At 68.2% G+C, this 26,506-nt stretch carries 17 protein-coding genes and 1 tRNA gene; 15 read left to right on the top strand and 3 right to left on the bottom strand.

Annotated features, from left to right (window positions below; genetic code table 11):
• Positions 1–24 precede the first annotated feature (24 nt).
• From IFT87_RS12325 to IFT87_RS12285, 9 genes are all read left to right on the top strand, one after another.
• Positions 25–1,317, top strand: coding sequence for a dicarboxylate/amino acid:cation symporter (locus tag IFT87_RS12325; protein WP_192008660.1), 1,293 nt, complete (start codon positions 25–27; stop codon positions 1,315–1,317).
• Between the two features lie 144 nt (positions 1,318–1,461).
• A complete protein-coding gene (locus IFT87_RS12320; protein ID WP_037528735.1) occupies positions 1,462–3,057 on the top strand; it encodes an isocitrate lyase in 1,596 nt (531 codons plus the stop codon).
• Positions 3,058–3,455: 398 nt separating this feature from the next.
• Complete coding sequence (locus IFT87_RS12315; RefSeq protein ID WP_192008658.1) at positions 3,456–4,133, top strand: ABC transporter ATP-binding protein; 678 nt, start codon at positions 3,456–3,458, stop codon at positions 4,131–4,133.
• Complete coding sequence (locus tag IFT87_RS12310) at positions 4,130–6,640, top strand: FtsX-like permease family protein (RefSeq protein WP_192008656.1); 2,511 nt, start codon at positions 4,130–4,132, stop codon at positions 6,638–6,640. The genes IFT87_RS12315 and IFT87_RS12310 overlap by 4 nt, the downstream gene beginning before the upstream one ends.
• A complete protein-coding gene (locus tag IFT87_RS12305) occupies positions 6,640–7,701 on the top strand; it encodes a lipocalin-like domain-containing protein (protein ID WP_037527959.1) in 1,062 nt (353 codons plus the stop codon). The genes IFT87_RS12310 and IFT87_RS12305 overlap by 1 nt, the downstream gene beginning before the upstream one ends.
• 96 nt (positions 7,702–7,797) lie before the next feature.
• Positions 7,798–8,823, top strand: coding sequence for a sulfate ABC transporter substrate-binding protein (locus IFT87_RS12300; RefSeq protein ID WP_192008654.1), 1,026 nt, complete (start codon positions 7,798–7,800; stop codon positions 8,821–8,823).
• Between the two features lie 30 nt (positions 8,824–8,853).
• A complete protein-coding gene (gene cysT, locus IFT87_RS12295) occupies positions 8,854–9,720 on the top strand; it encodes a sulfate ABC transporter permease subunit CysT (protein WP_037527960.1) in 867 nt (288 codons plus the stop codon).
• Entirely contained in the window at positions 9,717–10,556 is an 840-nt protein-coding gene (gene cysW, locus IFT87_RS12290) for a sulfate ABC transporter permease subunit CysW (protein WP_031395573.1), read from the top strand. The genes cysT and cysW overlap by 4 nt, the downstream gene beginning before the upstream one ends.
• Positions 10,553–11,584: a sulfate/molybdate ABC transporter ATP-binding protein gene (locus IFT87_RS12285; RefSeq protein ID WP_197975251.1), complete on the top strand. Its 1,032-nt coding sequence runs from the start codon at positions 10,553–10,555 to the stop codon at positions 11,582–11,584. Before cysW ends, IFT87_RS12285 begins: the two co-directional genes overlap by 4 nt.
• A 53-nt stretch (positions 11,585–11,637) precedes the next feature.
• Here the strand turns inward: IFT87_RS12285 and IFT87_RS12280 are convergent.
• Positions 11,638–11,722 (bottom strand) — tRNA-Leu (locus tag IFT87_RS12280).
• Positions 11,723–11,876: 154 nt separating this feature from the next.
• The gene (locus IFT87_RS12275) at positions 11,877–14,945 is read right to left on the bottom strand and encodes a TonB-dependent receptor domain-containing protein (RefSeq protein ID WP_031439245.1); all 3,069 of its coding nucleotides are present in this window, start codon (positions 14,943–14,945) and stop codon (positions 11,877–11,879) included.
• A gap of 203 nt (positions 14,946–15,148) precedes the next feature.
• On the opposite strand from IFT87_RS12275, the gene IFT87_RS12270 reads away from it, so the two are divergent.
• The 6 genes from IFT87_RS12270 (at position 15,149) to nagE (ending at position 23,504) form a co-directional block, all read left to right on the top strand.
• Positions 15,149–16,162 (top strand): N(4)-(beta-N-acetylglucosaminyl)-L-asparaginase, encoded by a 1,014-nt coding sequence (locus IFT87_RS12270; protein WP_031439246.1) that lies wholly within the window; start codon positions 15,149–15,151, stop codon positions 16,160–16,162.
• 4 nt (positions 16,163–16,166) lie between these two features.
• Positions 16,167–16,934 (top strand): copper homeostasis protein CutC, encoded by a 768-nt coding sequence (locus IFT87_RS12265; protein WP_042466384.1) that lies wholly within the window; start codon positions 16,167–16,169, stop codon positions 16,932–16,934.
• A gap of 85 nt (positions 16,935–17,019) precedes the next feature.
• On the top strand, positions 17,020–18,090 hold the full coding sequence (locus IFT87_RS12260; RefSeq protein WP_042466387.1) for an SIS domain-containing protein: 1,071 nt from the start codon (positions 17,020–17,022) through the stop codon (positions 18,088–18,090).
• A complete protein-coding gene (nagA, locus tag IFT87_RS12255) occupies positions 18,087–19,229 on the top strand; it encodes an N-acetylglucosamine-6-phosphate deacetylase (RefSeq protein WP_031439249.1) in 1,143 nt (380 codons plus the stop codon). The genes IFT87_RS12260 and nagA overlap by 4 nt, the downstream gene beginning before the upstream one ends.
• A 43-nt stretch (positions 19,230–19,272) precedes the next feature.
• The gene (ptsP, locus tag IFT87_RS12250; protein ID WP_192008650.1) at positions 19,273–21,774 is read left to right on the top strand and encodes a phosphoenolpyruvate--protein phosphotransferase; all 2,502 of its coding nucleotides are present in this window, start codon (positions 19,273–19,275) and stop codon (positions 21,772–21,774) included.
• Entirely contained in the window at positions 21,771–23,504 is a 1,734-nt protein-coding gene (nagE, locus tag IFT87_RS12245; RefSeq protein ID WP_192008648.1) for an N-acetylglucosamine-specific PTS transporter subunit IIBC, read from the top strand. Before ptsP ends, nagE begins: the two co-directional genes overlap by 4 nt.
• A 61-nt stretch (positions 23,505–23,565) precedes the next feature.
• Here nagE and galA read toward each other — a convergent pair whose 3' ends face one another.
• Complete coding sequence (gene galA / locus IFT87_RS12240) at positions 23,566–26,487, bottom strand: beta-galactosidase GalA (protein ID WP_192008645.1); 2,922 nt, start codon at positions 26,485–26,487, stop codon at positions 23,566–23,568.
• Between the last annotated feature and the right edge of the window lie 19 nt (positions 26,488–26,506).

The following is a 26,506-nucleotide window of genomic DNA, read 5'->3' as shown; positions in this document are numbered from 1 at the left end:
TCCGGTTCATACGGGACAGCGGCCATGCAGACATTACGGCGATCGTTCGGATTACAGGTTCTGATCGGGATGATCGCCGGGCTCGCGCTCGGCTTCGTCGCGCGCGGGACCGGCGCGGGATCGGGCCTTGCTGAGACGCTGCGCATCGTCGGCGAGATCTTCGTGCAGTTGCTCAAGACGCTTGTCGTCCCGCTCGTCTTCACGGCGATCATCGCGTCGATCGCCGCGCTGCGCGATCTCGACAATGCACGCCGGTTGGTCATCAGCACGCTCGCCTGGTTCGCGATCACCGCGCTGATCGCGGTGTCGATCGGCATCGTCCTCGCGCTGGTGATCCAGCCCGGCGTGACCGCGGGGGTCAGTGCCGCCAGCGCGGTCGCGCCGACGACCGCCGGGTCGTGGCTCGACTTCCTGCGCGGGCTCGTCCCTGCCAATATCCTCGGGCTCGAGGCGTCGACCAAGCTGACCGACGAGACCGCGCGGACTGCGCTGTCGTTCAACGTCCTGCAGATCATCGTCATCGCGATCACGATCGGGATCGCCGCGGTCCGGATCGGCGATGCGGGCGCGCCGTTCCTGGCCTTCAACGCATCGGCGCTCGCGCTTTTCCGCCGCATCCTGCGCTGGGTGATACGGTTGACGCCGATCGGTACGGGTGCACTGCTCAGCAACGCGATCGTCCGCTATGGCTGGCAATCGCTGTCGGCGCTCGGCGCGTTCAGCATCGCGGTCTATGCCGGGCTCGCGATCGTACTGTTCGTGGTCTACCCACTGCTCCTGCTCGCCAACGGGCTCAGCCCGCGGCGGTTCTTCGCCGCCGCCTGGCCCGCAATCCAGCTCGGCTTCGTGTCGCGCTCGTCGATCGCCGCGCTGCCGGTGACCGAGGATGTCGTCGAACGCGGCCTCGGCGTCCCCCGCACCTATGCCGCCTTCGCCGTGCCGCTCGCTGCCACGACCAAGATGGACGGGTGCGCCGCGATCTATCCTGCGGTCTCGGCGATCTTCGTCGCCCAATATTACGGCATTCCGCTGCATGCCGCCGACTATGTGCTGATCGTGCTCGTGTCGGTGCTAGGGTCCTCCGCCACCGCAGGGTTGACCGGCGCGGTCGTCATGCTGACGCTCACGCTGTCGACGCTCGGCCTCCCGCTCGAGGGCGCAGGCCTGCTGCTCGCGATCGACCCGATCCTCGACATGGGCCGTACTGCGGTCAACGTCGCCGGGCAGGCGCTCGTCCCGACGATCGTCGCCAAGCGGCAGGGCCTGCTCGACCCGGCACTGCACGGCGCCGGCACGGCACAGGCCGCCACGGCATAACCGCGTGCTGTCACAAACGTGACAAGAAGACTCAGGCACGCGCAGGAGTTTGACAGCGCGACGCTGTAGCTACTCCCTCGACCCGGGCAGTTCGTTGTCATTTTGTGTACCGATCCGTCATCAAACGCGGAACGAGGATGCAGCATGACCTTCCAGACCGACCTTACCCAGATCGACCAGCTGATCGCCGCGCGGAACGGCACCTGGGACGGAATTTCCGCCGAATCGGTCGCCCGGATGCGCGCGCAGAACCGCTTCCGCTCGGGTCTCGACATCGCCCGCTACACCGCGGGGATCATGCGCCGCGACATGGCCGCCTATGACACCGACCCGGCGAACTACACCCAGTCGCTCGGCTGTTGGCACGGCTTCATTGCGCAGCAGAAGATGATCAGCATCAAGAAGCATTTCGGCACCACCGACCGCCGCTATCTCTACCTCTCGGGCTGGATGGTCGCCGCGCTCCGCAGCGAATTCGGGCCCCTTCCCGACCAGTCGATGCACGAGAAGACGAGCGTCCCCGCGCTGATCGAGGAACTCTACACCTTCCTGCGCCAGGCGGATGCGCGCGAACTCGGCATGCTGTTCCGCGACGTCGATACGGCGCGCGCGGCGGGCAACGCGATCGAGGAGAAGCGCCTGCTCAACGCGATCGAGAACCACCAGACGCACGTCGTCCCCGTCATCGCCGATATCGACGCAGGCTTCGGCAATGCCGAGGCGACATACCTGCTCGCGCGCAAGATGATCGAAGCGGGCGCCTGCGCGCTTCAGATCGAGAACCAGGTCAGCGACGAGAAGCAGTGCGGGCATCAGGACGGCAAGGTTACCGTCCCGCACGAGGACTTTCTCGCCAAGGTCCGCGCCTGCCGTTACGCATTCCTCGAGCTCGGCGTCGAGGACGGCATCATCGTCACGCGCACCGACTCGCTCGGGGCTGGCCTGACCAAGCAGATCGCAGTCAGCAAGACGCCCGGCGATCTCGGCGACCAGTATAACTCCTATCTCGATTGCGAGGAGATCGACCCCGCGACCGCGCAGAATGGCGACGTCATCCTCAACCGCGACGGCAAGCTGCTCCGCCCGAAGCGCCTGCCCTCCAACCTGTTCCAGTTCCGTGCCGGCAGCGGCGAGGATCGCTGTGTGATGGACTGCATAGCAAGCTTGCAGAACGGCGCCGACCTGCTCTGGATCGAGACCGAGAAGCCGCACATCGAACAGATTGCCGGGATGGTCGACCGCATCCGCGAGGTCGTTCCCAACGCGAAGCTCGTCTACAACAACTCGCCCAGCTTCAACTGGACGCTGAACTTCCGCCAGCAGGTGTTCGATGCATGGAGCGAAGCCGGCCGCGACGTGTCGGCCTATGACCGGACGCGCCTGATGAGTGTCGACTATGACGGCACGCCGCTCGGCGACGAGGCGGACGAGCGCATCCGCACCTTCCAGGCGGATTCGGCGAAGCGCGCGGGGATCTTCCACCACCTGATCACGCTGCCGACCTATCACACCGCGGCGCTCTCGACCGACAATCTCGCCAAGGAGTATTTCGGCGATGCAGGGATGCTCGGCTATGTGAAGGGCGTCCAGCGCAAGGAAATCCGCGAGGGCATCGCCTGTGTGAAGCACCAGAACATGTCGGGCTCCGATCTCGGCGACGATCACAAGGAGTATTTCGCGGGCGAGGCGGCGCTGAAGGCCGGCGGCGTCCACAACACGATGAACCAGTTCGCGGCCTGACGCCCAAGCCGGAGCGCAAGCTCCGGCGCGGACCCGCGTCAGGCCCGGCCGGCGGGGCCAAAAGCCCCGTCCGACGCCGCGGCTTTGCCGCGGCGCTGGCCTGTTCCAACGCCCAGTAAAGACGCGCATGCCTACCCAAAGACACCTCCCCGGCGAAGGCCGGGGCCCAGTTGGGGGACGGTTATGGCAGGCGTCGCCTTTCGTTACTCCCACCTCTCCAACTGGACCCCGGCCTCCGCCGGGGAGGCGCTATTAAGGGCGCCGCGGGAGCACGCGGTATCGGCCAACCCAAAGCTCACCCCTTCGCAGCCACGCTCCCACTAAAACCAGCCCCCAAGACAACCCATGGCAACACCGCCGCGCTGTCCCCCGGCCGCGCACCGTGGCATGAGCCCCCCATGCAAGACCGCGCCCTGCTCCGCGTCACCGCGCTCGAAAAGTCGGTCCCCGGCGGCCGTCAGCTCTTCCGCGGACTCGACCTCACCGCGCGTGCCGGCCAGCTGATCGCGATCGTCGGCGAAAGCGGCGTCGGCAAATCGACGCTGCTCAACATCCTTGCCGGGCTCGACGCGCCCGATGCGGGGCATGTCGCGATCGAGGACACGATCCTCGACACGCTCGACGAGGCCGCGCTGACGCGGCTGCGCGCGACGCGGATCGGGTTCGTGTTCCAGGCCTTCCACGTCCTGCCCTATCTGACCCTGCGCCAGAACGTCGCGCTCCCGCTCGCGCTCGTGTCGACCGACCGCCGCGCGATCGCCGACCAGGCACAGGCGATGCTCGCGCGGGTCGGGCTCGGCACCCGCGGCGACGGCTATGCCCGCGACCTGTCGGGCGGCGAGCTGCAGCGCGTCGCGATCGCGCGCGCGCTCGTCCATCGTCCCGCGCTGATCCTCGCGGACGAGCCGACGGGCAATCTCGACCCCGACACCGCCGCGAAGATACTGACGCTGTTTTCCGACGCGGTTCGCGAACAGGGCGTCGCCGCGATCATCGTCACCCACTCGGCGGCCGCCGCCGCGATCGCCGACGACGTTCTGACGCTGACCGCAAGCGGGCTGGAACACGCGCGATGAGCATCCTGTCGGCGCGGCTCGCGCTGGGCTGGATGATCGGTGGCGAGTGGCGCGCCCATCCCGCGCGGCTTGCCCTCACCGCGATCGCGATCGCCATCGGTGTCGCGCTCGGCTTCGCGGTCCACCTCGTCAACGGATCGGCGCTGTCGTCGTTCGAAGGCGCATTGCGCACCGTCAAGGGTAGCGCGGATCTTCAGGTCAACGCGACCAGCCCGCTCGGCTTCGACGAGGCGCTTTATCCCAGAGTCGCGACCGCGGCCGGCGTCGCGGACGCAAGCCCGGTCGTCATCCTGCGCGCGACGATCGGGAGGCGGCCCGTCACCCTGCTCGGTCTCGACGTGATCCGCGCGGCACAGGTCACGCCGTCGCTGGTCGGCGTCGCCCCCGCCGGCATCGACCGGCGGGGCGACGCGGCGTTCGACGACGCCGCGCTCTATCTGTCCGCCGCGGCGATGCGCAACGTGAATGCCCGTCCCGGCGCGATGCTCGTCGTCGCCGCGAACGGACGAACCGCGACGATGCGCGTCGCCGGCCGGTTGCCGGGAGTAGCCGAGGGCGAGGCGATCGGCGTGATCGACATCGCCGCGGCGCAGTGGCGCTTCGACCGGCTCGGCCGCCTCGACCGGATCGACGTGAAACAGCAGGACGGCGCCGCCCCTCCACGCCTTGCCACCATCCTTCCGCGCGACGCGGCGATCGGCAGCGACGCCAGTGATGCGACCCGCAGCGACGCGCTGTCCCGCGCGTACCGCGTCAATCTCGACATGCTCGCGCTGGTCGCATTGCTGACCGGCGGGTTCCTCGTCTTTTCCGCGCAGTCGCTGTCGGTGGCCCGCCGGTTGCGGGCCTTTGCGCTCGTCCGCACGCTCGGCCTGCCGCGCAACGGGATCGTCGCGACCGTCGCGCTGGAGGGGCTGGCGATCGGCGTGATCGGCGCCGCGCTCGGTCTGCTGCTCGGCTATGCGCTGGCCTATGCCGCGCTCGCCCGGTTCGGCGCGGACCTTGGCGCAGGCTATTTCGCCGATGGCCGCGTGCGGCTGGCCTTCGCGCCCGCTGCCGCGATCGGCTTCTTCGCGCTTGGCCTGCTGGCTGCGGTCGCGGGCAGCGTCCTGCCGGCGCGGATCGCGGCGCGTGCCGCCCCCGCCGCGGCGCTGCGCAACGCCGGCGACGTCATCGACCCCCGGACCCCCATGCCCGTCCGCCCCGCGGCCATCCTGATCCTGCTCGGTGGTGGCGCGGCGCTGCTCCCGGCGATCGGCGGCCTGCCCCTGTTCGGGTTTGCGAGCATGGCGCTGATACTCGCAGGCGGCATCGCCGGCATGCCCTGGCTCGCGCGCACGCTGCTCGCACCGCTCAGCCGCGGTGCCGGGCGGTCCGTCCCCGTCGACCTCGCGATCCGCCACCTCCACGGTGCCCCCGCCCAGGCCGCCACCGCGCTGTGCGGGATCGTCGCAAGCACCGCGCTGATGATCGCGATGGCGGTGATGGTCACCAGCTTTCGCGGCGCGGTCGACGAATGGCTGGGTCAGGTCCTCTCGGACGATCTCTATCTCCGGGTCGAGGGTGGCACCGGTCTCGATCCCACGGCGCAGGCCCGGTTGCGCACAGTACCCGGCATCGCGGCGATCGCGTATAGCCGGCAGATCCCGCTGACGCTCGCGCCGGACCGGCCGCCCGTCTCGCTGATCGCACGCCCGGTTGAGACCGATGGCCCCGACCCCAGCCTCGTGCTGCTCGAAAGCGGACGCGCCCGCCCCGCCGGCACCGCGCCGATGTGGATCTCGGAGCCCGCCGCGCGGCTCTACGGCTGGTCGGTCGGCGACAGCGTCACGCTGCCGATCGCCGGCCGGTACGTCGTCGCGGGGATCTGGCGCGACTATGCCCGCCAGCAAGGCGCGATCATCGTCCGCGACACCGACTATACGCGCGCCACCGGCGACCGCACGCGGGCCGAGGCGGCGATCACGCTCGCCCGCGGCGCGGATCCCCGCACCGTCGAGCGCGCGCTGACCGCGGCGGCGCCCCCGGCGCTCGCCGGCCTCGTCTCGATCGCGCGCCCGGCCACCCTGCGCCGCTATGCCCTCGAACTCTTCGATCGCAGTTTCGCCGTCACCTATCTGCTCGAGGGGGTCGCGATCCTCGTCGGGCTGGCGGGCGTCGCCGCGACCATGTCCGCGCAGACGATCGCCCGCACGCGCGAATTCGGGATGCTCCGGCATATCGGCGTCGCAAAGCGGCAGATCGTCGCGATGCTGGCGACCGAGGGGGCGTTGCTCGGTCTCGTCGGTGGCATCGCCGGGATCACGCTCGGCGGGGTGATGGCACAGGTGCTCGTCCATGTGATCAATCCGCAGTCGTTCAACTGGACGATGGCGACGCGCATCCCCTGGGGTAGCGTCGGCGGAGTAGCACTTGCGCTGATCGTTGCGGCGGCGGGTACCGCGGTGCTTGCCGGCCGGCGCGCGATCGCCGCCGATGCGGTCCGCATGGTCAGGGAGGACTGGTGATGCGCCCCGTGTTTACGTTTGCAGCGCTGGCGCTGACCGCCGCGACGCCGGCCGCGACCGGCTATCCCGTCGTCCGTCCCGGCGCCTCCTTCACCTTCCCGCGCGAACACGGCGCGCATCCGGCCTTCCGCACCGAATGGTGGTATGTCACCGGTCTGCTGAAGACGCAGGAGGGTCGCAACCTCGGCTTCCAGATCACCTTCTTCCGGACCACCCCGGGCACCGACGCGGCGAACCCCAGCCGCTTTGCCCCCAAGCAGATCCTGTTCGCGCACGCAGCGCTCTCCGACCCGAAGCTCGGCCATCTTCTGCACGGGGAGCGGGCGGCACGGGCGGGGTTCGGCCTGGCCCAGGCACGCATCGGCGATACCGACGTCACACTCAAGGACTGGCATATCCGCAGGCGACCCGACGGCCGGTTCACGACCACCGTTACCACCGGCGATTTCGCGCTGACGCTGACGCTGACACCGCGCCAGCCGCCCCTGCTCCAGGGGAACGCGGGGTACAGCCAGAAGGGTCCGCGGCCCGAACAGGCGAGCTATTATTACTCGATCCCGCATCTCGCGGTGGCGGGGCAGCTGGTGCGGAACGGCACACCGCAACGCGTTACCGGACAGGCGTGGCTCGACCGGGAATGGTCGTCGGACTATCTGGGCGGCGGCGCGGTAGGCTGGGACTGGACCGGGCTCAATCTCGATGACGGGGGGGCGCTGATGGCGTTCCGCATTCGTGGCCGCGACGGCAAGCCGCTCTGGGCGGGTGGATCGCTGCGGCGTGCGGATGGTCGCGTCGTCCGGTTCGCGCCCGCCGACGTCCGGTTCGATCCGCTCCGCCAGTGGCGCTCGCCGCGCACCGGGGCGCTCTACCCCGTGACGCAACGCCTCACCATTCGCCTCCCCGAAGGGGTCCGCCGCTTCCGCCTCGATCCGCTGTTCGCCGATCAGGAGCTCGATGCCCGCCGCAGCGGCATGCCCGTCTACTGGGAAGGCGCGGTCCGCACGGCGGGCGGCAGCGGCTATCTCGAGCTCACCGGCTATGCCGATCCGCTGCAGATGTGACGCCTGCCGGATACCCAGGCTTTGGCATGGCCAAGCTTTGCGGCTATTCCCCACCACTACCGACGCGATAGGGATTACGCGAACCGGAGGGACTGGATGAGACTGAACCGCACGCATATCGGCCTGGCGCTTGCTGCGATCGTCGCGGGCTGCTCGTCGCCCTCGAGCACGGGCAAGGACGGATCGGTCGAGTTGCTCAACGTCAGCTACGATCCGACCCGCGAACTCTACAAGGCGGTGAACACCGCGTTCGCCGCCAAGTGGAAGCAGGACACCGGCCAGACGGTGCGGTTCAACATGAGCCATGGCGGATCGGGCAAGCAGTCGCGCGCGGTGATCGACGGCCTGGGCGCCGACGTCGTCACGCTGGCGCTCGCCTATGACGTCGATGCGATTGCCGAGCGTGCGAAGCTGCTGCCCGCCAACTGGGAAACGCGCCTGCCCGACAACAGCGCGCCCTATACGTCGACGATCGTGTTCCTGGTCCGCAAGGGCAATCCCAAGCAGATTCGCGACTGGAGCGATCTGGTCAAACCCGGCGTCCAGGTGATCACGCCCAACCCCAAGACCAGCGGCGGTGCACGCTGGAACTTCCTCGCGGCCTGGGCCTATGGGAAGAAGGCCGGGGGCGGATCCGACGCCGCCGCGCAGGCCTATGTCTCGCAGCTCTACGGCCATGTCCCGGTCCTCGATTCGGGCGCACGCGGCGCCACCACCACCTTCGTCGAGCGCGGGCTCGGCGACGTGCTGATCGCCTGGGAGAACGAGGCGTTCCTGTCCGAAAAGGAACTCGGCAGCGGCAAGTTCGACATCGTCGTGCCGTCGATCTCGGTGCTCGCCGAGCCATCGGTCGCGGTCGTCGACGCCAATGCCAAGGCGCACGGTACCGAGAAGGTCGCTGAGGCCTATCTCCGGTTCCTCTACACGCCCGAGGGCCAGGACATCGTCGCCAAGAACTATTATCGCCCCCGCGATCCTGCGGTGCTGGCGCGCTATGCGACGTTGTTCCCGAAGATCGAGATGCGCACCATTCGCGATTTCGGTGGATGGAAGGTTGCGCAGCCCCGCTTCTTTGCAGACGGCGGCGTGTTCGACCGGATCTATTCGGGTCCGAAGCGCTGATCGGGAATGCGATCGTTCGGATCCTCGTCGGTGGCTGACGTCGCGCGCCTCGGCGCCAGGCCCGGCCGCGCTCGCCGCGCGCGACGGTCGGTCATTCCCGGGTTCGGGCTGACGATGGGGCTGACGATCGTCTGGCTATGCCTGATCGTGCTCATCCCGCTGTCGACGATCTTCCTGCGCGCGGCGGGGCTTGGCTGGGACGGGTTCGTCGCGGTCGGGCTCTCGGCGCGCGCGCTGTCCGCCTACAAGCTCAGCTTCGGTACCGCGCTGCTGGCCGCGTCGGTCAACGCGGTGTTCGGCCTGCTGATCGCCTGGATCCTCGCGCGCTATGAGTTTCCGGGCAAGAAGTTCGTCGACGCCGCGGTCGACCTGCCCTTTGCGCTGCCGACCGCGGTCGCGGGCATCGCGCTGGTGTCGCTCTATGCCGAAAACGGCTGGATCGGGTCGCTGCTCGCACCGCTCGGCATCCGCGTCGCCTACACCCCGCTCGGCGTCGTCGTCGCGCTCATCTTCATCGGCCTGCCGTTCATCGTGCGCTCGGTCCAGCCCGTGCTCGCCGACCTCGGCGCCGATGTCGAGGAAGCCGCAGCGACGCTCGGGGCAACCCGGTGGCAGACGTTCAGCCGGGTCATCCTGCCCGCCATCGCACCCGCGCTCCTGACCGGCTTCGCGCTCGCCTTCGCGCGCGGCGTCGGCGAATATGGCTCGGTCATCTTCATCGCGGGCAACATGCCGTACAAGTCGGAGATCGCGCCGTTGCTGATCGTCACCCAGCTCGAACAGTTCGACTATCCCGGCGCGACCGCGATCGCGTGCGTCATGCTGGTCGCCTCCTTCTCGATGCTGCTGCTGGTCAATCTGCTCCAGGCGTGGCGTACGAAGCGGAGCGCGAAATGACCCGCGCCGCGTCCAGCGAAAGCCCCGTCGCCCGGCGGATCCTGATCGGCGTCGGTCTCCTCTTCCTCGCACTCTTCCTCGCGCTGCCGCTCGTCGTCGTGTTCGTTCAGGCCTTTGCCAAGGGCTGGCCGATGTTCGTCGACGCAATCGGCCAGCCCGACGCGCGTGCGGCGATCCGGCTGACCCTGCTGGTCGCGGCGATTTCGGTGCCGCTCAACTGCGTGTTCGGCGTCGTCGCGTCCTGGGCGATCACCAAGTTCGACTTCCGTGGGAAAAGCCTGCTGATCTCGCTCATCGACCTGCCCTTCTCGGTGTCGCCCGTCGTCGCCGGCCTCATCTTCGTACTGATGTTCGGCGCTCAGGGCTGGTTCGGGCCGTGGCTGATCGCGCACAACTGGAAGGTCATCTTCGCGGTGCCGGGCATCGTGCTCGCCACCGTGTTCGTCACCTTTCCGTTCGTCGCGCGCGAGATCATCCCGCTGATGGCCGAGCAGGGTCGCGACGACGAAGAGGCCGCGGTGTCGCTCGGCGCGTCGGGGTGGCAGACCTTCTGGCATGTCACCCTGCCCAATATCCGCTGGGGCCTGCTCTACGGCGTGCTGCTCTGCAACGCGCGTGCGATGGGCGAATTCGGCGCGGTGTCGGTGGTGTCGGGCCATATCCGCGGCCTGACCAACACCATGCCGCTCCACGTCGAGATCCTGTACAACGAATATGACTTCGTCGGCGCGTTTGCGGTGGCATCGCTGCTCGCGTCGCTCGCGCTCGTCACGCTCGTGTTGAAGAGCCTGCTCGAATGGCGGTTCGGCTATCATCAGGCAAGGAGTGCGCATTGAGTATCGTCATCGACGCCGTATCTAAGCGGTTCGGCCAGTTCGCCGCGCTGAACGACGTCAGCCTGGAAGCGCGTCCGGGCGAGTTCCTCGCGCTGCTGGGCCCGTCAGGCTCGGGCAAGACGACGCTGCTCCGCATGATCGCGGGGCTCGACTTCCCCGATAGCGGCCATGTCCTGTTCGACGGCGCCGACATGACCGGGACGCCCGCTGCCGAACGCCAGATCGGCTTCGTGTTCCAGAACTACGCGCTGTTCCGTCACATGACCGTCGCCGACAACATCGCGTTCGGCCTGACCGTCCGTGCCCGCCGCGATCGCCCGGCAAAGGCAGACATCCGCGCGCGCGTCACCGAACTGCTCGACCTGATCCAGCTGCCCGATCTTGGCCATCGCTATCCAGCACAACTCTCGGGCGGTCAGCGCCAGCGTGTCGCGCTGGCGCGGGCGCTCGCAGTCGAGCCCCGCCTGCTGCTGCTCGACGAACCCTTTGGCGCGCTCGATGCCAAGGTCCGCAAGGACCTGCGCCGCTGGCTGCGCGAGCTGCACGACCGGCTTGGCCTGACCTCGGTGTTCGTCACGCATGACCAGGAGGAGGCGCTCGAGCTTGCCGACCGCGTCGTCATCATGAACCGCGGTGTCATCGAACAGATCGGGACCCCGCGCGAAGTCTATGACATGCCCGCCACGCCGTTCGTCTCCGAATTCGTCGGGGAGACCAACCGTATCCCGGTGACGGTCGTCGATGGCCGCGTCCTGCATCACGGACAGGCGCTCGACGTTTCTCCGAAGGCGCTCGCCAACGGACCGGCCGAACTGCACTTCCGCCCGCACGAGGCGCTATTGGGGGATGGCGATCCCGGTGCGCTGTCGATCGTCGTCGGCGCCGTGCACAAGCGGGGTGGTACGTGGCGCGTCGAGGCGCGTGTCGACGACATCGCCGTCGAGATCGACACGAGCGGTCGCTTGCCCGAGCGTGGCGCTCGTGCGGGGCTTCGCTTCGACGATGTTCAGATTTTTCCGGCTTCGTAGCCGTGGAGCCGGGCCGACTGGTCTCGGTCGCCCGGGCTCTTAAACAGTAAAGGTGGTGCGGGTGGCCGGGGTCGAACCGGCACTCCTTTCGGAACAGGATTTTGAGTCCAGCGCGTCTACCAATTCCACCACACCCGCACGACCGCCCTGCAGGCTTCAAGCCCCGGGCAGCGGCGGTTTCGCTAGACCATGCGATCCACGCCCGCAAGCACGAACCCGCCTCTTCATCCCCGAACGCGCGCATAAAAAAAGGCCCGCCGTTTCCGGCGGGCCTTGAGGTGGGGGTACGGGATCAGAACCGGACGGTGGCACCAACCGCCAGGTTGCGACCAAGCGAGTCGTAGCGCTGCGGGATCGTGTTGGTCCGTGCCAGCGCGACATTGTAGGAATCGGGGACGATCGGCGCGCTCTTGTCGAGCAGGTTGTTCGCGATCAGGCGCAGCGAGAACGCCTTGTCGATCGCAAAGTTGAGCGCGAGATCGAAATAGCTCTTCGGCGAGACGCGGAAATAGCTGGTCCGCTCGCGCTCGGGCGTGCCGCCGATCGCCGGATCACCCGAATTGTCCGCATTCGTCAGCGAACCGACATAGCGCCAGTTGAACGACGCGCTGAACCCCTTGTCGACCGTCGTATAGGTCGCGCGCAGGCCGTGCGACCATTTCGGGATCAGCTGACCGCAGCCATTGCCGTAATAGCCTGCGCAGTTGCGGGTCGGCTGGACCGGCGAGTCCTGACCACCTGCAAAGGTCGTCAGCGAGCCGTTGAAGTTCCAGTCGATCTTGCCGACGCTGGCGAGATCGAGCGTGTACTGCGCCTGGAAGTCATAGCCGCGGGCGATCGACTTGTAGAAGTTGGTCGTGCCCTGGCGGATGAAGCCGGTCGTCGGGTTGCTCGCCGCGTTCGAGTAGAGCGTGCCGGTGCCGGGATTGCGGACGATGCCCTGGCAGAAGAACGCGTCGCCGTTCGAACGCTGACAGCCATCGGTGTAATAGCTGAAGTCGTTATAGCCGAGCGAGTCGTCGATCTTGATCTTGTAGCGATCGACCGAGAAGACGAGCCCGGGCACGAAGCGCGGCTTCACGATCAGGCCATAGGTCTGGGTATAAGCCGTTTCGGGATCGGCTTCGAAACCGCCCGAGCGAACCGTACATCCGGTCGCCCCCGTCGATGCATCCCCCGGACAGATCAGCGTCGGGCTGCCGTACAGCGCGTCGGACAGGCCGGTCGCGCGGCAGACCTCACGCGAGGCGACGGGCGTGCCATAGGTCACGCCGCCAGCGGCGTTGGTCGTCACGGTCGGTGCGCAGAAATCGTTGAACGTGCCCGATCCGCCACGGGCAAAATCGACATTGGTCGCCTGCCGGATCTCGGTCACGGTCGGCGCGCGCTGCGCCTTGTTGAACGAGGCGCGGAACGTCAGGTCGCTGACCGGGGCGTAAATGCCCTCGATCTTCCACGTGTTGAAGCTGCTCGAATTGCTGCTGTACTTCGAAACGCGATAGCCACCATTGGCCTGCAAAAGTTCCGCGAACGGCTTGTGCTCGATCAGCGGCGCCTGGACCTCGATATTGGCCTCCCAGACGTCCTGCTTGAGATAGGTGTCATTGCCACCAAGCCCGGCGCGGTAGACGCTGTCGGCGGTCGATTTCAGCGTATCCTTGCGATATTCGGTGCCGAGCGCGATTGCGACGCCCTGCTCGGCGAACGGCGAGGTGACACCGTACTTGCCGAGATCGCCGGTGATGTTCGCCTGCACGTCATACAGCGTACCGATCGTGGTCGACGTGCCGCGGTCGTAGAGATAGTCGATCAGCGCCGGATTAGTGTTGCCCGCGCTGAACGCGTCGAACGGCACGCAGGCGGCGTCCGTGGTCCCTGCGCAGGTCGGTGCCGCGAGCGTCCCGCCCACGTTCAGCGAATTCCGCAGATTGGCCGCGTTGACGAAGCTCGGCGTGTAGTCCTGCTTGTTGCGCGCATAGACGCCGCCAATGTCATAGGTCCATGCATCGCCAGCCTTGCCGCGCAGGCCGCCGGTCAGGCGCAGACCGGTGTTCAGATAGCTGTCCGGCTGGTCATTGCCCTCGCCAAGGCGATAGCGGATGTCGATCGGCGCAAACGCCGCGGTACCCGCTGCCGCACCGCAGATCGTGCTGGCCTGCGAAGCCGACAGGAACGGATTGTTGCAGTTCACCTGGACGTTGCCGCCCGCGATCGCCGGGTAGTTGTTATACGACTTGTCGCGGAACCAGATGCCCGATGCATAGACTTCGGCGTCCGGCGCGACGTCGAGGCTGACGAAGCCACCCGCATTCACGCGCTCGGACGGGCGCTGATAGGCATAGTTGCTGAAATAGTTCGACGCATTGCCCGCGCCGGTGCCGAACGGCACGAAGGTGCGCGTGCCATTGGGGTTGTTGACATACTGCCCCGTCGCGACGCCCTTGCTGTCGAGCGGCGAAATCAGGCCGCTCGTCGAGCTGCTCGGCGTCAGGCCGCACGAGATCGGCGCGTTGAGGCTCGTCTGCGTAAGGTAGCAGCCCGAGTTAGACCGCTCGGACAGCAGGACCTCGTCGGTATGCTTGTAGTTGACGAAGCCGTTTATCCGCAGCGCCCCGTCGAAGAACTTCTTGCCCGCGGTCAGCGTGACGTCGGCGCGGCCGCCATCGTTGGTCAGGCCGCGCGGGCTGTTGAAGCCGGCTGCGCGTGCCAGCGACGAGACCACCGTGTCCTTGTTGTTGTGGTTGTAGAAATTATAGTTTCCGTCGAGCTGGATGCCTTCGAAATCCTTCTTCAGGACGAAGTTGACGACGCCGGCGACGGCATCGGACCCGTAGACCGACGACGCACCACCGGTCAGGACGTCGACGCGCTCAAGCAGCGACGGCGGGATGATGCCCACGTCCTGCCCGTTCTGCGTGCCGAGGCGCTTGCCGTCGATGAGGACGAGCGTCCGCTCGAACCCGAGGCTGCGCAGCTTGATCCGCTGCCGGCCGTCCGAATCATTATAGGTCTGCTGGCTGTCGGGCGCGACCTGCGGCAGGCGGTTGAGGACGTCCTCGACATTGACCGCAGCCTGGGCGCGGATGTCCTGCGAGGTGACCGAGGTGATCGGTGCGGCGGAGGTCATGTTCGGACGCTGGATGCGCGATCCGGTCACGACGATGTCGCCCCCGCCAGCGCGGTCTTCGGCAGGCGGCGCGTCGACGGCGCTGGTCGCGGTCGCCGCATCCGCCTCGACCTTGGCCTCCGCGGGCGTGGTAGCCTCGGCCTGTGCCGGCGTGACCTGTCCAATCGCCGGGGTCGCGGACACCATCAGTGCCCCCGCAAGCGCCATATAAGACGCCGAATTACGCACGTTCATACTAAAAACCCTTGTTTGGGCCAGCGTTGTCGCCTGCCCCCGTCTCCTTCGTAAGGTTTTGGTCATAATCGGGTCTCAGTCAATACCTTAGTAAGACCACTGTGTAACGTTTCGGACCGGATGTTGTAAAATGGCCATACGACTGGTCGACTGCCGTGACTTGCGATACGACTGGGCGCCAGGGTGACAACAGGGGGCTGCTGATGAAGACGAGACGATCGTTGCTGACCGCGTTTGGTGGTATTGGAGCGGCCCTGCCCTTTGTTGCGCCGATCGCCCGCGCGCGCGCCGCAACCGGCGGCCCTGCGCCTGCGCTGATCGTGTCGACCTGGGATTTCGGTGCTGCAGCCAACGCCGCCGCTTTTGCCCGCAGACGCGCCGGCGGATCGCTGATCGACTCGGTCGAGGCCGGCGCGATGGTCCCCGAAGCCGATCCGGACAATCACAGCGTCGGCTATTCGGGCTATCCCGACCGCGACGGCCATGTCACGCTCGATGCGGTCATCATGGATGATGCGGGCGGCGTCGGCGCAGTCGCAGCGCTCGAGAACACGATGCACGCGATCTCCGTCGCGCGGCGGGTGATGGAGCGGACACCGCATACCATGCTCGTCGGCGAAGGCGCGACGCGGTTCGCGCGTGACCAGGGCTTTAAGCAAGAGTCGCTGCTGACGCCCGAGGCGGAAAAGGCGTGGCGCGACTGGCTGAAGACCGCGGATTATCGCCCCGAGGCCAATAGCGAGAACCGCATCACGCGGACGCCCGGTGGCGCGCTCGACCATGACACGATCGGCCTGCTGATGCGCGATCCGACGGGGCGGATGGCCGGCGCCTGCACCACATCGGGCATGGCGTTCAAGATGCGCGGCCGGGTCGGTGATTCGCCACAGGTCGGATCGGGACTCTATGTAGAGGCCGGCGTCGGCGGCGCGACCTCGACCGGGCTGGGCGAGGAGGTCACGCGTGTCGCAGGGTCGGCGCGCGTCGTCGCATCGATGCGCGCGGGCGCGTCACCGCAACAGGCCTGCGAAGAGGTGGTCCGCCACATCGCGCGGCTGCGCGGCGACGCGATACGCGGCGTGCAGGTCGGCTTCCTCGCGCTCGATACAAAGGGCGCGGTCGGGGCCTTCTGCCTGTTGCCGGGCTTTACCTACGCCGTCACCGACGCGCGCGGCAGCACCACGGTGCTGAAGGCGCGCGCCTTGTTCGCGAGCTGACCACATGATGCGCGACGCCATGACGCTCGAAGTCTGTGTCGAGGATCTCGACGGCATCGATGCCGCGGTGGAGGGCGGCGCCGACCGGATCGAGCTGTGCGCCGCGCTCGCAGTCGGCGGCTTGACGCCGCCTGCGTCGCTGATCCGCGCGGCGGCGCAGGGCCCCCTCCCCGCGCACCTGCTCGTGCGCCCGCGTGAGGGCGGTTTCGCCTACACCCCGCGCGAAATCGCGCTGATCGCCGACGATATCGTCACCGCTGCGCACGCCGGGCTCGCGGGCATCGTGATCGGCGCAACCCTGGCCGACCACCGGCTCGACGCGGCAACTCTGGCCAAGCTGATCGCGCACGCACGGATGCTCGGCAGCGAGCGCGGCAGACCGCTGTCGCTGACGCTGCACCGCGCCTTCGATGTGTGCTCCGATCTTGGCGCCGCGCTCGACACCGCGATCGAACTCGGCTTCGACCGGGTTCTCACCTCGGGTGGGACGCCCAAGGCGATCGACGGGGTCGAGGCAGTGGCTGACCTGCATCGCCAAGCCGCCGGACGCATCATCATCCTCGCGGGCAGCGGCGTTTCCCCGCAATCACTGCCTGCACTGCTGCGCACCGGCATCACCGAAGTCCACGCCTCGTGCCGTCAGCCGATCGCCGGCGGTGCCGATCCGGTGGACGTGCGATTCGGTTTCGCCGCGCCGAACCGCACCGCGACCAGTACGGACCGCATCCGCCAGCTGTCACATATGCTTACGCAGAAACACACGCTTGAATAAGACCAATCTATAACTTACGCTTGGCATAATCCAACGACGAAGGCCGCCATACGGTCACCGTGCAAGATCCTGAGAGCGAGCTGTCATGACCAACGCCCCCCCCGCCCCCTTGGCGGCACGCGACCCGGAAGCCACGCTGATGTTCAGCGAAGCGGCGGAATCGGGTGCCGCGGTTGCCCGGCTGCTCGCGGCCAATGCCGACGCCTTCACGACACTCGGCGCAAAGCTGCGGGCCGCACCGCCCGCGGTGGTCGTTACCTGCGCCCGCGGATCGTCCGATCACGCCGCGGTTTACGGCAAATACCTGATCTGGACGAAGACCGGCATCCCGGTCGCGGCCGCCGCCCCCTCGGTCGTGTCGCTGTATGACGCAGAGCTTTCCGCGCAGACGACGCTTTGCATCGCCATCTCGCAAAGCGGCCGCAGCCCCGATCTGCTCGCGACGGTCGCCTCGATGAAGGCAGGCGGCGCGCATGTCGTCGCGCTGGTCAATGACGAGACGTCGCCGCTCGCCGCCGCCGCCGACACGCTGATCGCGCTCAAGGCCGGTCCCGAGCGCTCGGTCGCTGCGACCAAATCCTATATCTGCGCGCTGGCGGCGCTGGCGGCACTCACCGCGGAATGGGCCGACGACGATGCGTTGCGCGACGCGGTGGCGGCACTCCCCGCTGACCTGGAGCGCGCATGGGCGCTCGACTGGTCAAGCGCGATCGCACCGTTGCGTACCGCCACCAACCTCTTCGTCATCGCGCGCGGACCGGGCTTCGGCATCGCCAACGAGGCGGCGCTGAAGATGAAGGAAACCTGCGCGCTTCACGCCGAGAGCTTCAGCTCGGCCGAGGTGCGCCACGGCCCGATGCAGCTCGTCGAGGATGGTTTCCCCTTACTCGCGCTGGCGACCTCCGACGCGGCCGGCGACGGCGTGCGCGACGCCGCGGCAGAGTTTGCGGGGCGCGGCGCCTGCGTTCTGCTGGCCGATGCCGCACGCGACGCGCAGGCTGGCGACGCGACGCTGCCCGCGCTCACCGCGCATCCGGCAATCGAGCCGGTCCTGATGATCCAGAGCTTCTACAAGCTCGTCAACGCCCTTTCCGTGGCGCGCGGGTTCGATCCCGACGCGCCCTCGCATCTTGCCAAGGTCACGCGCACGCTATGACGACTTTCCGGTTTTCCAACGGCCATATCGTCACGCCGGCCGCTGTTCTCACCGACGCGACGATGGTCGTCGAAGACGGCCGGATCGTCAGCCTCGACGCGGCGCCCGCTACGGGCACGGCCGTGGAGACGATCGACCTCGACGGGGGCTGGATCATGCCCGGCTTCGTCGACACGCAGGTCAATGGCGGCGGCGGCGTGCTGTTCAACGATGCCACCACGGTCGAGGGGATCGCCGCCATCGGTGCGGCGCATGCCCGTTACGGCACGACCGCGTTCATGGTGACGCTGATCAGCGACACGCCCGACGTGATCGCGCGTGCGCTCGATGCGGTTGACGCCGCGATCGATGCCGGCGTGCCGGGCGTGGTCGGCATTCATGTCGAGGGTCCGGTCATCAGTGCGGCCCGCAAGGGCATCCATGATGCGTCGCGCTTCCAGGATCTCGACGACGATCTGATGGAACTGATGACGCGTCCCCGCCGCGGCCGCGTCATGCTGACACTCGCGCCCGAACGCGTCACCGCCGATCAGGTCGCCGCGCTCACCGCCGCCGGAGTGCTGGTCAGCATCGGTCACAGCGACGCGAGCTACGCAACCGCCGCCGCGGGCATCGCTGCGGGCATCACCGGCGTCACGCATCTGTTCAACGCGATGTCGCCGCTGATCCACCGCGCGCCCGGCGTGGTCGGCGCAGCGCTCGACGACCAGTCGGTCTATTGCGGGATCATCGTCGACGGCTTTCACGTCGATGACGCCGCGTTGCGGATCGCATTGCGCAGCCGCCCGCATGACCGGTTCATGCTCGTCTCCGACGCGATGCCCTGTGTCGGCGCGGCGGATAAGTCCTTCACGATCCAGGGGCGGCCGATCCATGTCGAGGATGGCCGCTGCGTCGGCGCGGACGGCACGCTGGCGGGATCGGATCTCGACATGACCGGTGCTGTTCGCAATGCGGTCGCGCGGCTCGACCTTGCGCCCGAAGTCGCCGCCGCGATGGCGTCGACCTATCCGGCTGCGTTTCTCGGCCTGTCGGACACGCGCGGGGCGCTTGCGCCCGGGCAGCGTGCCGACTGGGTGCGGCTGACGCACGATCTCCACCCCCTGGGCACCTGGTTCGGCGGCGTTCCGTCCGCCTGACCGCGCCCCGCTTTACCCCCCTTACGGCACCAAGGACGACCCCATGGCTCCCATCCTCCTGAGCGCGCCGATGCAGGGTTGGGCGCTGCCCATCGATCAGGTCCCCGACGCGGTCTTCGCCGACCGCATGCTGGGGGACGGCGTCGCGATCGATCCGACCGGCGACGGGCTCTACGCGCCCTGTGACGCGACCGTGCTGACGCTGCTCGACAGCGGCCATGCGATCACGCTGCGCACTGCGGAAGGCGCGGAGATCCTGATCCATATCGGGCTCGATACCGTCGCGCTCGGTGGTCGGGGCTTCTCGCCCTGCGTCGCGGTCGGCGACAGGGTCGTTACGGGCGCGCCGCTGATCCGCTTCGATCTCGACCTGCTCGTCCGCGAGGCACGCGCCGTCGTCACGCCGATTATCGTCGTAAACCCCGACCGGTTCGCCATCACGCAGTGCACGACCGACCGGGAGGTCGCGCTCGGCGACCCGCTGATGACGATCGAACCGGTAGCCGACATCCGGCCCGACGCAGTCGCAGGTGGCGCGGCCTCGGGCGAAATCCTGACGCGGACGATCACTGTGCCGCTTGCGCACGGGATTCACGCGCGCCCCGCCGCGCGGGTCGGGGCGCTCGCGAAACGCTATACCGCGGACGTCACGGTCACGCGCGATGCGAACACGTCCAGCATTCTCAGCCCGATCGGGCTGCTCGCGCTCGGGGTGCGGTACAACGACCCGATCACGCTCGGTGCGCGGGGCCCCGACGCCGCCGACGCGCTCGACGCGATCGCGGCGCTGATCCTCAGCGGCATGGACGAGACCACTCCCGCACCCGCCCCGGCCCCGGCAGCAGCCAGCCCGGTGCGTGCGGCGATCGACGGCGCACTGCTCGGCGTGACCGCTGCACCGGGCCTCGCGGTCGGCAAGGCGCGCTGGTTCCGCCATGCCGAGATCGTGGTTTCCGAACAGGGCCAGGGCATCGCCGTCGAGAATGAGCGGTTCGCGAGCGCGATCACGACGCTCGCCGCGCGGCTTGCCGAGCAGACCCGCCATAGCGCGGGCGCGCAGAAGGCGATCGTCGAGGCGCATGCGGCGATGCTCGACGATCCCGCGCTCCGCGACGGGACGCAGTCGCAGATCGCCGCGGGCAAGAGCGCGGGCCACGCCTGGCGCGCCACGATCCGGCCGCTTGCCGACGCGTTGCGTGCCGGCACCGATGCACGGCTTGCCGAGCGCGCGGACGACATGCTCGACCTCGAACGCCAGCTGCTGGCGGTCCTCGAAGGCGTCGAGACGACCGTCCCGGTCTTTCCGCCTGAGACGATCCTGCTCGCCGACGACCTGCTGCCATCCGACATTCTCGCGCTCGACCGCGCGACGGTCATCGGCCTGTGCGTCGCGCGCGGTGGGCCGACGTCGCATGTCGCCATCCTCGCCGCGACGATCGGCCTGCCCGCTCTGGTCGCGGTCGGCCCCGCGCTTGCCCCGCTGGCGGACGGCACGCCCGTCATCCTCGAGGCGAGCGAAGGGCTCATGCGCGTCGATCCCGACGCGGACACGCTTGTCGCCGCACAGGTCCGGCTTGCGCAGGCCGAGATGCGCCGCGCCGACATGCTCGCGCGCGCCGGCGAACTCTGCCGCATGGCCGACGGGACGCGGATCGAGGCGTTCGCCAATCTCGGATCGATCGGCGATGCCCGTCTCGCGCGCGACAACGGGGCGGAGGGCTCCGGCCTTCTCCGCACCGAATTCCTGTTCCTCGAACGCGAGTCCGCGCCGAGCGTTGCCGAACAGACCGCCGACTATCAGGCGATCGCCGACGCGCTCGACGGTCGCCCGCTGATCGTCCGGCTGCTCGATATCGGCGGCGACAAGCCCGCGCCCTATCTGCCGATGGATGCCGAGGAAAACCCAGCGCTGGGCCTGCGCGGCATCCGCGTCGGGCTCGCCTATCCGCAGATGCTCGAGGATCAGGTTCGCGCGATTCTTTCGGTACGCCCCACGGGTCAGTGCCGGATCATGGTGCCGATGATCGCCAGCCTCGACGAGCTGCGCGCAGTCCGCGCCGCGGTCGACCGGATCGCCGCCGAGCTCGATCTGCCCGATCGCGTCCCGGTTGGCGTCATGATCGAGACTCCCGCCGCGGCGGTGACCGCGGATCTGATCGCCAGCGAGGCGGAGTTCCTGTCGGTCGGCACCAATGATCTCACCCAATATACGCTGGCGATGGATCGCGGAAATCCGGCGGTCGCGTCGGGTATCGACGGGCTCCATCCCGCCGTCCTCCGCCTCATCGCGCAGACCTGCAAGGGTGGCGCGGTCCATGGACGCTGGACCGGCGTCTGCGGGGGGTTGGCCTCCGAACCGCTTGCCGTACCGATCCTGATCGGCCTCGGCGTCACCGAACTCTCCTGCGCACCGGCGATCATTCCGGAGATCAAGGCGCTGGTCGCCACGCTCGGCATGGATGCCTGCCGCGCGCACGCGACCGCGTGCCTCGCCTGCACCTCCGCCGCCCAAGTCCGAACGCTCGCCCGGGAGTTTGCCGCATGAAGTCGATACTCGAAGCCCTGCAGCCGCTCGGCCGTGCGCTCATGCTGCCGATCGCGGTGTTGCCGATCGCCGGCCTGTTGCTGCGTCTCGGCCAGCCCGATCTGCTCGACATCGCGTTCCTGAGCGCAGCCGGGGACGCGATCTTCTCGCATCTCGGGCTGTTGTTCGCGATCGGTGTCGCGACCGGCTTCGCACGTGACGGCAACGGGGCGGCCTGTCTGGCGGGTGTCGTGTGCTTCCTCGTCGCGACCGAAGCGGGCAAGGTGTTCCTATCCGTCCCCGCCGACGTCGTCGCGGGGATAGCGACCCCGACGCTCGAGATTGTCGCCGCAGCCTGGAAGGCCAAGGCGATCGCGCGGCTCGACGTGCCGATCGGGATCCTGTCCGGGCTCGCTGGCGGGCTGCTCTACAATCGATTCTCGGCGATCAAACTGCCGGAATATCTCGCCTTTTTCGGCGGACGTCGGTTCGTTCCGATCGTCAGCGGCGTTGCCGGGCTGGTTTTCGCGGTCATCTTCGGGATGGGCTTCGGCATCCTGAACGCGGGCGTCGATCAGCTTAGCCTGGCGGTCAGCGGCAGCGGTGCGATCGGCTTGTTCCTCTTCGGCCTGTTCAACCGGCTGCTGCTCGTCACCGGCCTGCATCATCTGGTCAACAACATCGTCTGGTTCGTCGCCGGAGATTATCAAGGCACGACCGGCGATCTGCGGCGCTTCTTCGCAGGCGATCCCGATGCCGGCGCGTTCATGGCCGGGTTCTTCCCGGTCATGATGTTCGGCCTGCCCGCCGCGTGTCTCGCCATGTACCACGCCGCGCTTCCCGAACGGCGCAAGGCCGTCGGCGGCATGTTGTTCAGCCTCGCGCTGACCTCCGCGCTGACCGGCGTGACCGAGCCGATCGAGTTCAGCTTCATGTTCCTCGCACCGCTTCTCTATGCGGTCCATGCGGTGCTGACCGGGCTGTCGATGGCGTTGATGAACGCGCTGGGCGTGAAGCTCGGCTTCGGCTTCTCGGCGGGACTGCTCGATTATGTCCTCAACTATGGCAAGGCGACGCGGCCGTTGCTGCTGCTCCCCGTCGGTGCGGTCTATTTCGCGCTGTATTACGGGCTGTTCCGTTTCTTCATCCGCAAGTTCGACCTCGCCACCCCGGGCCGGGAAGCAGAGGCCAGCGTTGCAGCTGCCGCACCGGTAGCAGGCGGTCGTGGCGCGGCATTCGCACAGGCGCTTGGCGGCGGTGGGAACCTGACCACCGTCAGCGCCTGCACGACGCGACTGCGTCTGATCGTCGTCGATCAGTCCGCGGTCGACGACGCGGCTCTCAAGGCGCTCGGCGCGCGCGGTATCCTGCGCCCATCGAACGCCGCGCTGCAGGTCGTGCTCGGCCCGATCGCGGATGTGGTCGCGGTCGAGATCCGCGATGCGCTGGCCTTGGGCGGTCCGGCGGTTATCGCCAGCGCTGCGCCCGCTGCGACTGCCGCACCCGTGCCAGACACCACCGCGGTGCGGCTGTCGGAAGCGGCCTTTGCCGCACTCGGGGGCGAGGGCAATGTCGTCACCGCGAGCCGCCACCCCGGTCGGGTGCGGATCGAAGTGGCCGACGCTGCGGCGATCGACGAACCGCGGCTTGCACGGCTCGGGCTCCGCGCCACCGCACGCCCCGCTGCCGGTCAGTTGCACCTGCTCGGGACCGACGCGACGCTCGCGACGCTGATCCACACAGCCGCCTGACGCCCATTCCGCCTGTCCCTGCGGCATCGGCCGGGGGACGGGCGGCACGGCACCGCCCTCGTTATCGTGCGCGCGGCTCCAGCGTCACGCCGCCGACGAGCCCGGACACGACGCCCGGCGCCGCCTCGACCAGCACCGCGATCGTCCGCACGCCGCCGCCCGGCGGCACCGCCGCCTCCAACGGTCCGACCGATGCGGCGTCCTTTACCGCAAGCCGCGTGCCGTCGACCCATAGCTCCGCACGCCCGGCGATCGCTGCAAAGCGGATCACGCCCCCCTCCTGCGCAACCCGCCGCCACGGCGTGACCGTCGTGCGATAGATGCGCCAGCGGCCCGCACGATCCGGGTCGACTCGCGTCCCGCTGCGTACGAACGCCCAGCTGTTATTATCGCCATCGACCGGTGCCAGCGCCGGATCGGGCCGCGCCGTCATCGCCGGCGAACGCCGCCACTCGCGGATCGCCATCGCAGCTAGCGTCACGGCAACCTGCGCAGGCGGTGCGAGACCCGCGCGGTCGATCGTCAGCCGCGCCGGCTTCAGGCCCGGCGCGGTCGCGGTCATCACGATCCGCCCTCGCCCCTCGCCCGCCTGGACGATGACCTGCGCGAGGCCGTTGAACAGTGATCGGGCATTGCCCTTCTCGCTCTCATGGCTGTTCGGATCGCCATTGCCGATCCCGATGATCGCCGCCCCCTCGACCGCGAACCGCGTCGGCAGGTTGGCGGTCGGCACATGGCGTCCTGCCGCATCGACCGCATCGATCGTCACCGGCTGCGCGTCCTCGCCATCGCCTGCCATCACGGTCCGCGCCGGGGTCAGCCGCAACGCGACCGGCGGCCCGGCGGTCTCATGCGCCGCGCGCGCTACCTGCGAACCGCCGCGCCGCGCGATCACCTCGATCCGCCCGGGCGCATAGGGCACGACGAATTCATTCCCCATGATCCGGTCGATCGCCGCCTCCCCGACCACCCGGCCGTTCAGCCGGACCTCGACGCGCTCGGCGTTGCTCATCACCAGCAGCGTGACCGGCTGGCCTTCCCGCCCCGGCCAGGTCCAGTGCGGGGTGATGCTCACCACCGGCGCGGTATCGACCCAGTGCGCGCGGTGGATGTCGAACGCGGTCTTGGGAAAACCGCACAGGTCGAGGATGCCGAAGAAGCTCGAGATCGTCGGCCATTCATGCGGGGTCGGCTCGCCGTGATAATCGAACCCCGTCCACACGAAGCCGCCCGCGACGAACGGCCGCTCGGCGATCTTCTTCCAGGTACCGCGATGCGTATCCCCCCAGCTTGCCGCCTCGACGTCATAGGACGACTGGACATGCCGCGCAGGATCGCTGGCAAAGGCCCCACGCGTCTCATAGGCGCTCGTATCCTCCGAGCTCGTGATCGGCTTGGTCGGGTTGAGCTGGTGGAAGCGATCATAATCGCCCTGATAGTAATTGAACCCCGTCACATCGATTTCGCTCGAGACGTTGACGGGATCGAAAAAGGCGCCGTTCATCGCAGCGGTCACCGGCCGGCTGTCGTCGAGCGCGTGCGTCGCATGGACCATCCGCCGGAGCATCTCGACGCCGGCCTCCGTCCCCTGCATCGGCTCCTCGTTGAACACCGACCACAGGATCACGCTCGGATGGTTGCGATCGCGCCGCACCATCCATTCGAGTTGCGCCATATAGTCGGGCGCGGGATTGAACTGGCGGTTCTCGTCCATCACGACGAACCCCATCTCGTCGCAGAGGTCGAGCAGTTCGGCCGCCGGGGCATTGTGCGAACAGCGGATCGCGTTGCAGCCCATCGCCTTGAGCCGTTCGAGCCGCCAGCGGACCAGCCCGTCGGGAATAGCGGTGCCGACGCCCGCGTGATCCTGATGCAGGCACACGCCCTTCAGCTTCACCGGCTGAGCATTCAGGAAGAAGCCCCTGTCCGCATCGAAGCGGATCGTCCGGAACCCCACGCGTGTCCGCCGCTCGTCAATGACGCTGCCGTCTCGCATCACGCGCGTGAGGACAGTGTAAAGCGTCGGGGTCTCGATCGACCACAAGCGGGGCGCCGTCACCGGCATCGTCAGCGTCGTCACCACCGGATCGAGCGGCGCGACGGTCGCCGCCGCGCGTGCCGTCGCAACCGGCTTGCCGTCCGGGTCGAGCAAGATCGTCTCGATCGTCACGCCGACCGCAGCCCGCGCGATGCTGCCGATCGTCACCGCGACCGGCACGTGCCAGCCCCCCGCCGGGTCGCGTCGCGGATCGCAGTGCACGCCGTCGGTGACGATCGCGACCGGCCCGCGCCGGATCAGCCAGACATGCCGGTACAGGCCAGCGCCTTCGTACCACCAGCCTTCCATCGCGGTCGCGTCGACGCGCACGACGATCATGTTCAGGTCGTCGTCGAACCGCGCAAACGGGGTCAAGTCGATCTCGACGCTGTTATAGGCGGACCAGTTGTGCGCGACGACGCTGCCATTGACCCAGATCGTCGCGTTGCTCGCGATCCCGTCGAACCGCAGCGCGATCGTCTTGCCGCGATCGTCCGCCTCCAGCCGCAGCGTTCGCCGGTACCAGCCGATCCCGCGCCGGCGATAGCCCTGCGAGATATTCGCATCGCGCTCGAACGGCTGCGCGGACGCCCAGTCGTGCGGCAACCGGACCGGCGTCCAGTCCGAATCGTCGAACGCCATCGCCGCGGCGCCAAGCGCATTGCCCGCCTTCACGCTCAGATAGGTCGCATTATGCCCCTCGGGCGCGGGCGTCGCGACATCGCCTTCATGAAACACCCAGCCGCGTTCGATCCGGGTGCAGGACGGATCCTGAACATGCATCGCGGGCGGCAGTATCCGCGACGGCGCGGGCATCGGCAACGCGCCGGCCTCGCCTGCCTGCCGACCTGGGCCCGCCCCGGCAGCGGCAAAGGCGTCGGTCGGGCGGACGACGAAGCCGACACCGGCGCCCGCCGTGCCGATGAGGAGCTGGCGTCGGTTCATGGCAGTCTTTCGGTGTAAC

It is taken from the genome of Sphingomonas sp. CFBP 8765, from assembly GCF_014841445.1.
Taxonomy (GTDB): Bacteria; Pseudomonadota; Alphaproteobacteria; order Sphingomonadales; family Sphingomonadaceae; genus Sphingomonas; species Sphingomonas aerolata.
This window is presented reverse-complemented; position numbering and strand designations above follow the sequence as displayed.

Bases quoted from the DNA above. Each gene is read 5' to 3' on its own strand.
- nagA (WP_031439249.1), top strand. From the start codon at position 18,087: ATGACGACTTTCCGGTTTTCCAACGGCCATATCGTCACGCCGGCCGCT.
- IFT87_RS12310 (WP_192008656.1), top strand. From the start codon at position 4,130: ATGAGCATCCTGTCGGCGCGGCTCGCGCTGGGCTGGATGATCGGTGGC.
- IFT87_RS12270 (WP_031439246.1), top strand. From the start codon at position 15,149: ATGAAGACGAGACGATCGTTGCTGACCGCGTTTGGTGGTATTGGAGCG.
- cysW (WP_031395573.1), top strand. From the start codon at position 9,717: ATGACCCGCGCCGCGTCCAGCGAAAGCCCCGTCGCCCGGCGGATCCTG.
- galA (WP_192008645.1), bottom strand. From the start codon at position 26,487: ATGAACCGACGCCAGCTCCTCATCGGCACGGCGGGCGCCGGTGTCGGC.
- IFT87_RS12300 (WP_192008654.1), top strand. From the start codon at position 7,798: ATGAGACTGAACCGCACGCATATCGGCCTGGCGCTTGCTGCGATCGTC.
- IFT87_RS12320 (WP_037528735.1), top strand. From the start codon at position 1,462: ATGACCTTCCAGACCGACCTTACCCAGATCGACCAGCTGATCGCCGCG.
- IFT87_RS12305 (WP_037527959.1), top strand. From the start codon at position 6,640: ATGCGCCCCGTGTTTACGTTTGCAGCGCTGGCGCTGACCGCCGCGACG.
- IFT87_RS12275 (WP_031439245.1), bottom strand. From the start codon at position 14,945: ATGAACGTGCGTAATTCGGCGTCTTATATGGCGCTTGCGGGGGCACTG.
- IFT87_RS12265 (WP_042466384.1), top strand. From the start codon at position 16,167: ATGATGCGCGACGCCATGACGCTCGAAGTCTGTGTCGAGGATCTCGAC.
- ptsP (WP_192008650.1), top strand. From the start codon at position 19,273: ATGGCTCCCATCCTCCTGAGCGCGCCGATGCAGGGTTGGGCGCTGCCC.
- IFT87_RS12325 (WP_192008660.1), top strand. From the start codon at position 25: ATGCAGACATTACGGCGATCGTTCGGATTACAGGTTCTGATCGGGATG.
- nagE (WP_192008648.1), top strand. From the start codon at position 21,771: ATGAAGTCGATACTCGAAGCCCTGCAGCCGCTCGGCCGTGCGCTCATG.
- IFT87_RS12260 (WP_042466387.1), top strand. From the start codon at position 17,020: ATGACCAACGCCCCCCCCGCCCCCTTGGCGGCACGCGACCCGGAAGCC.
- IFT87_RS12315 (WP_192008658.1), top strand. From the start codon at position 3,456: ATGCAAGACCGCGCCCTGCTCCGCGTCACCGCGCTCGAAAAGTCGGTC.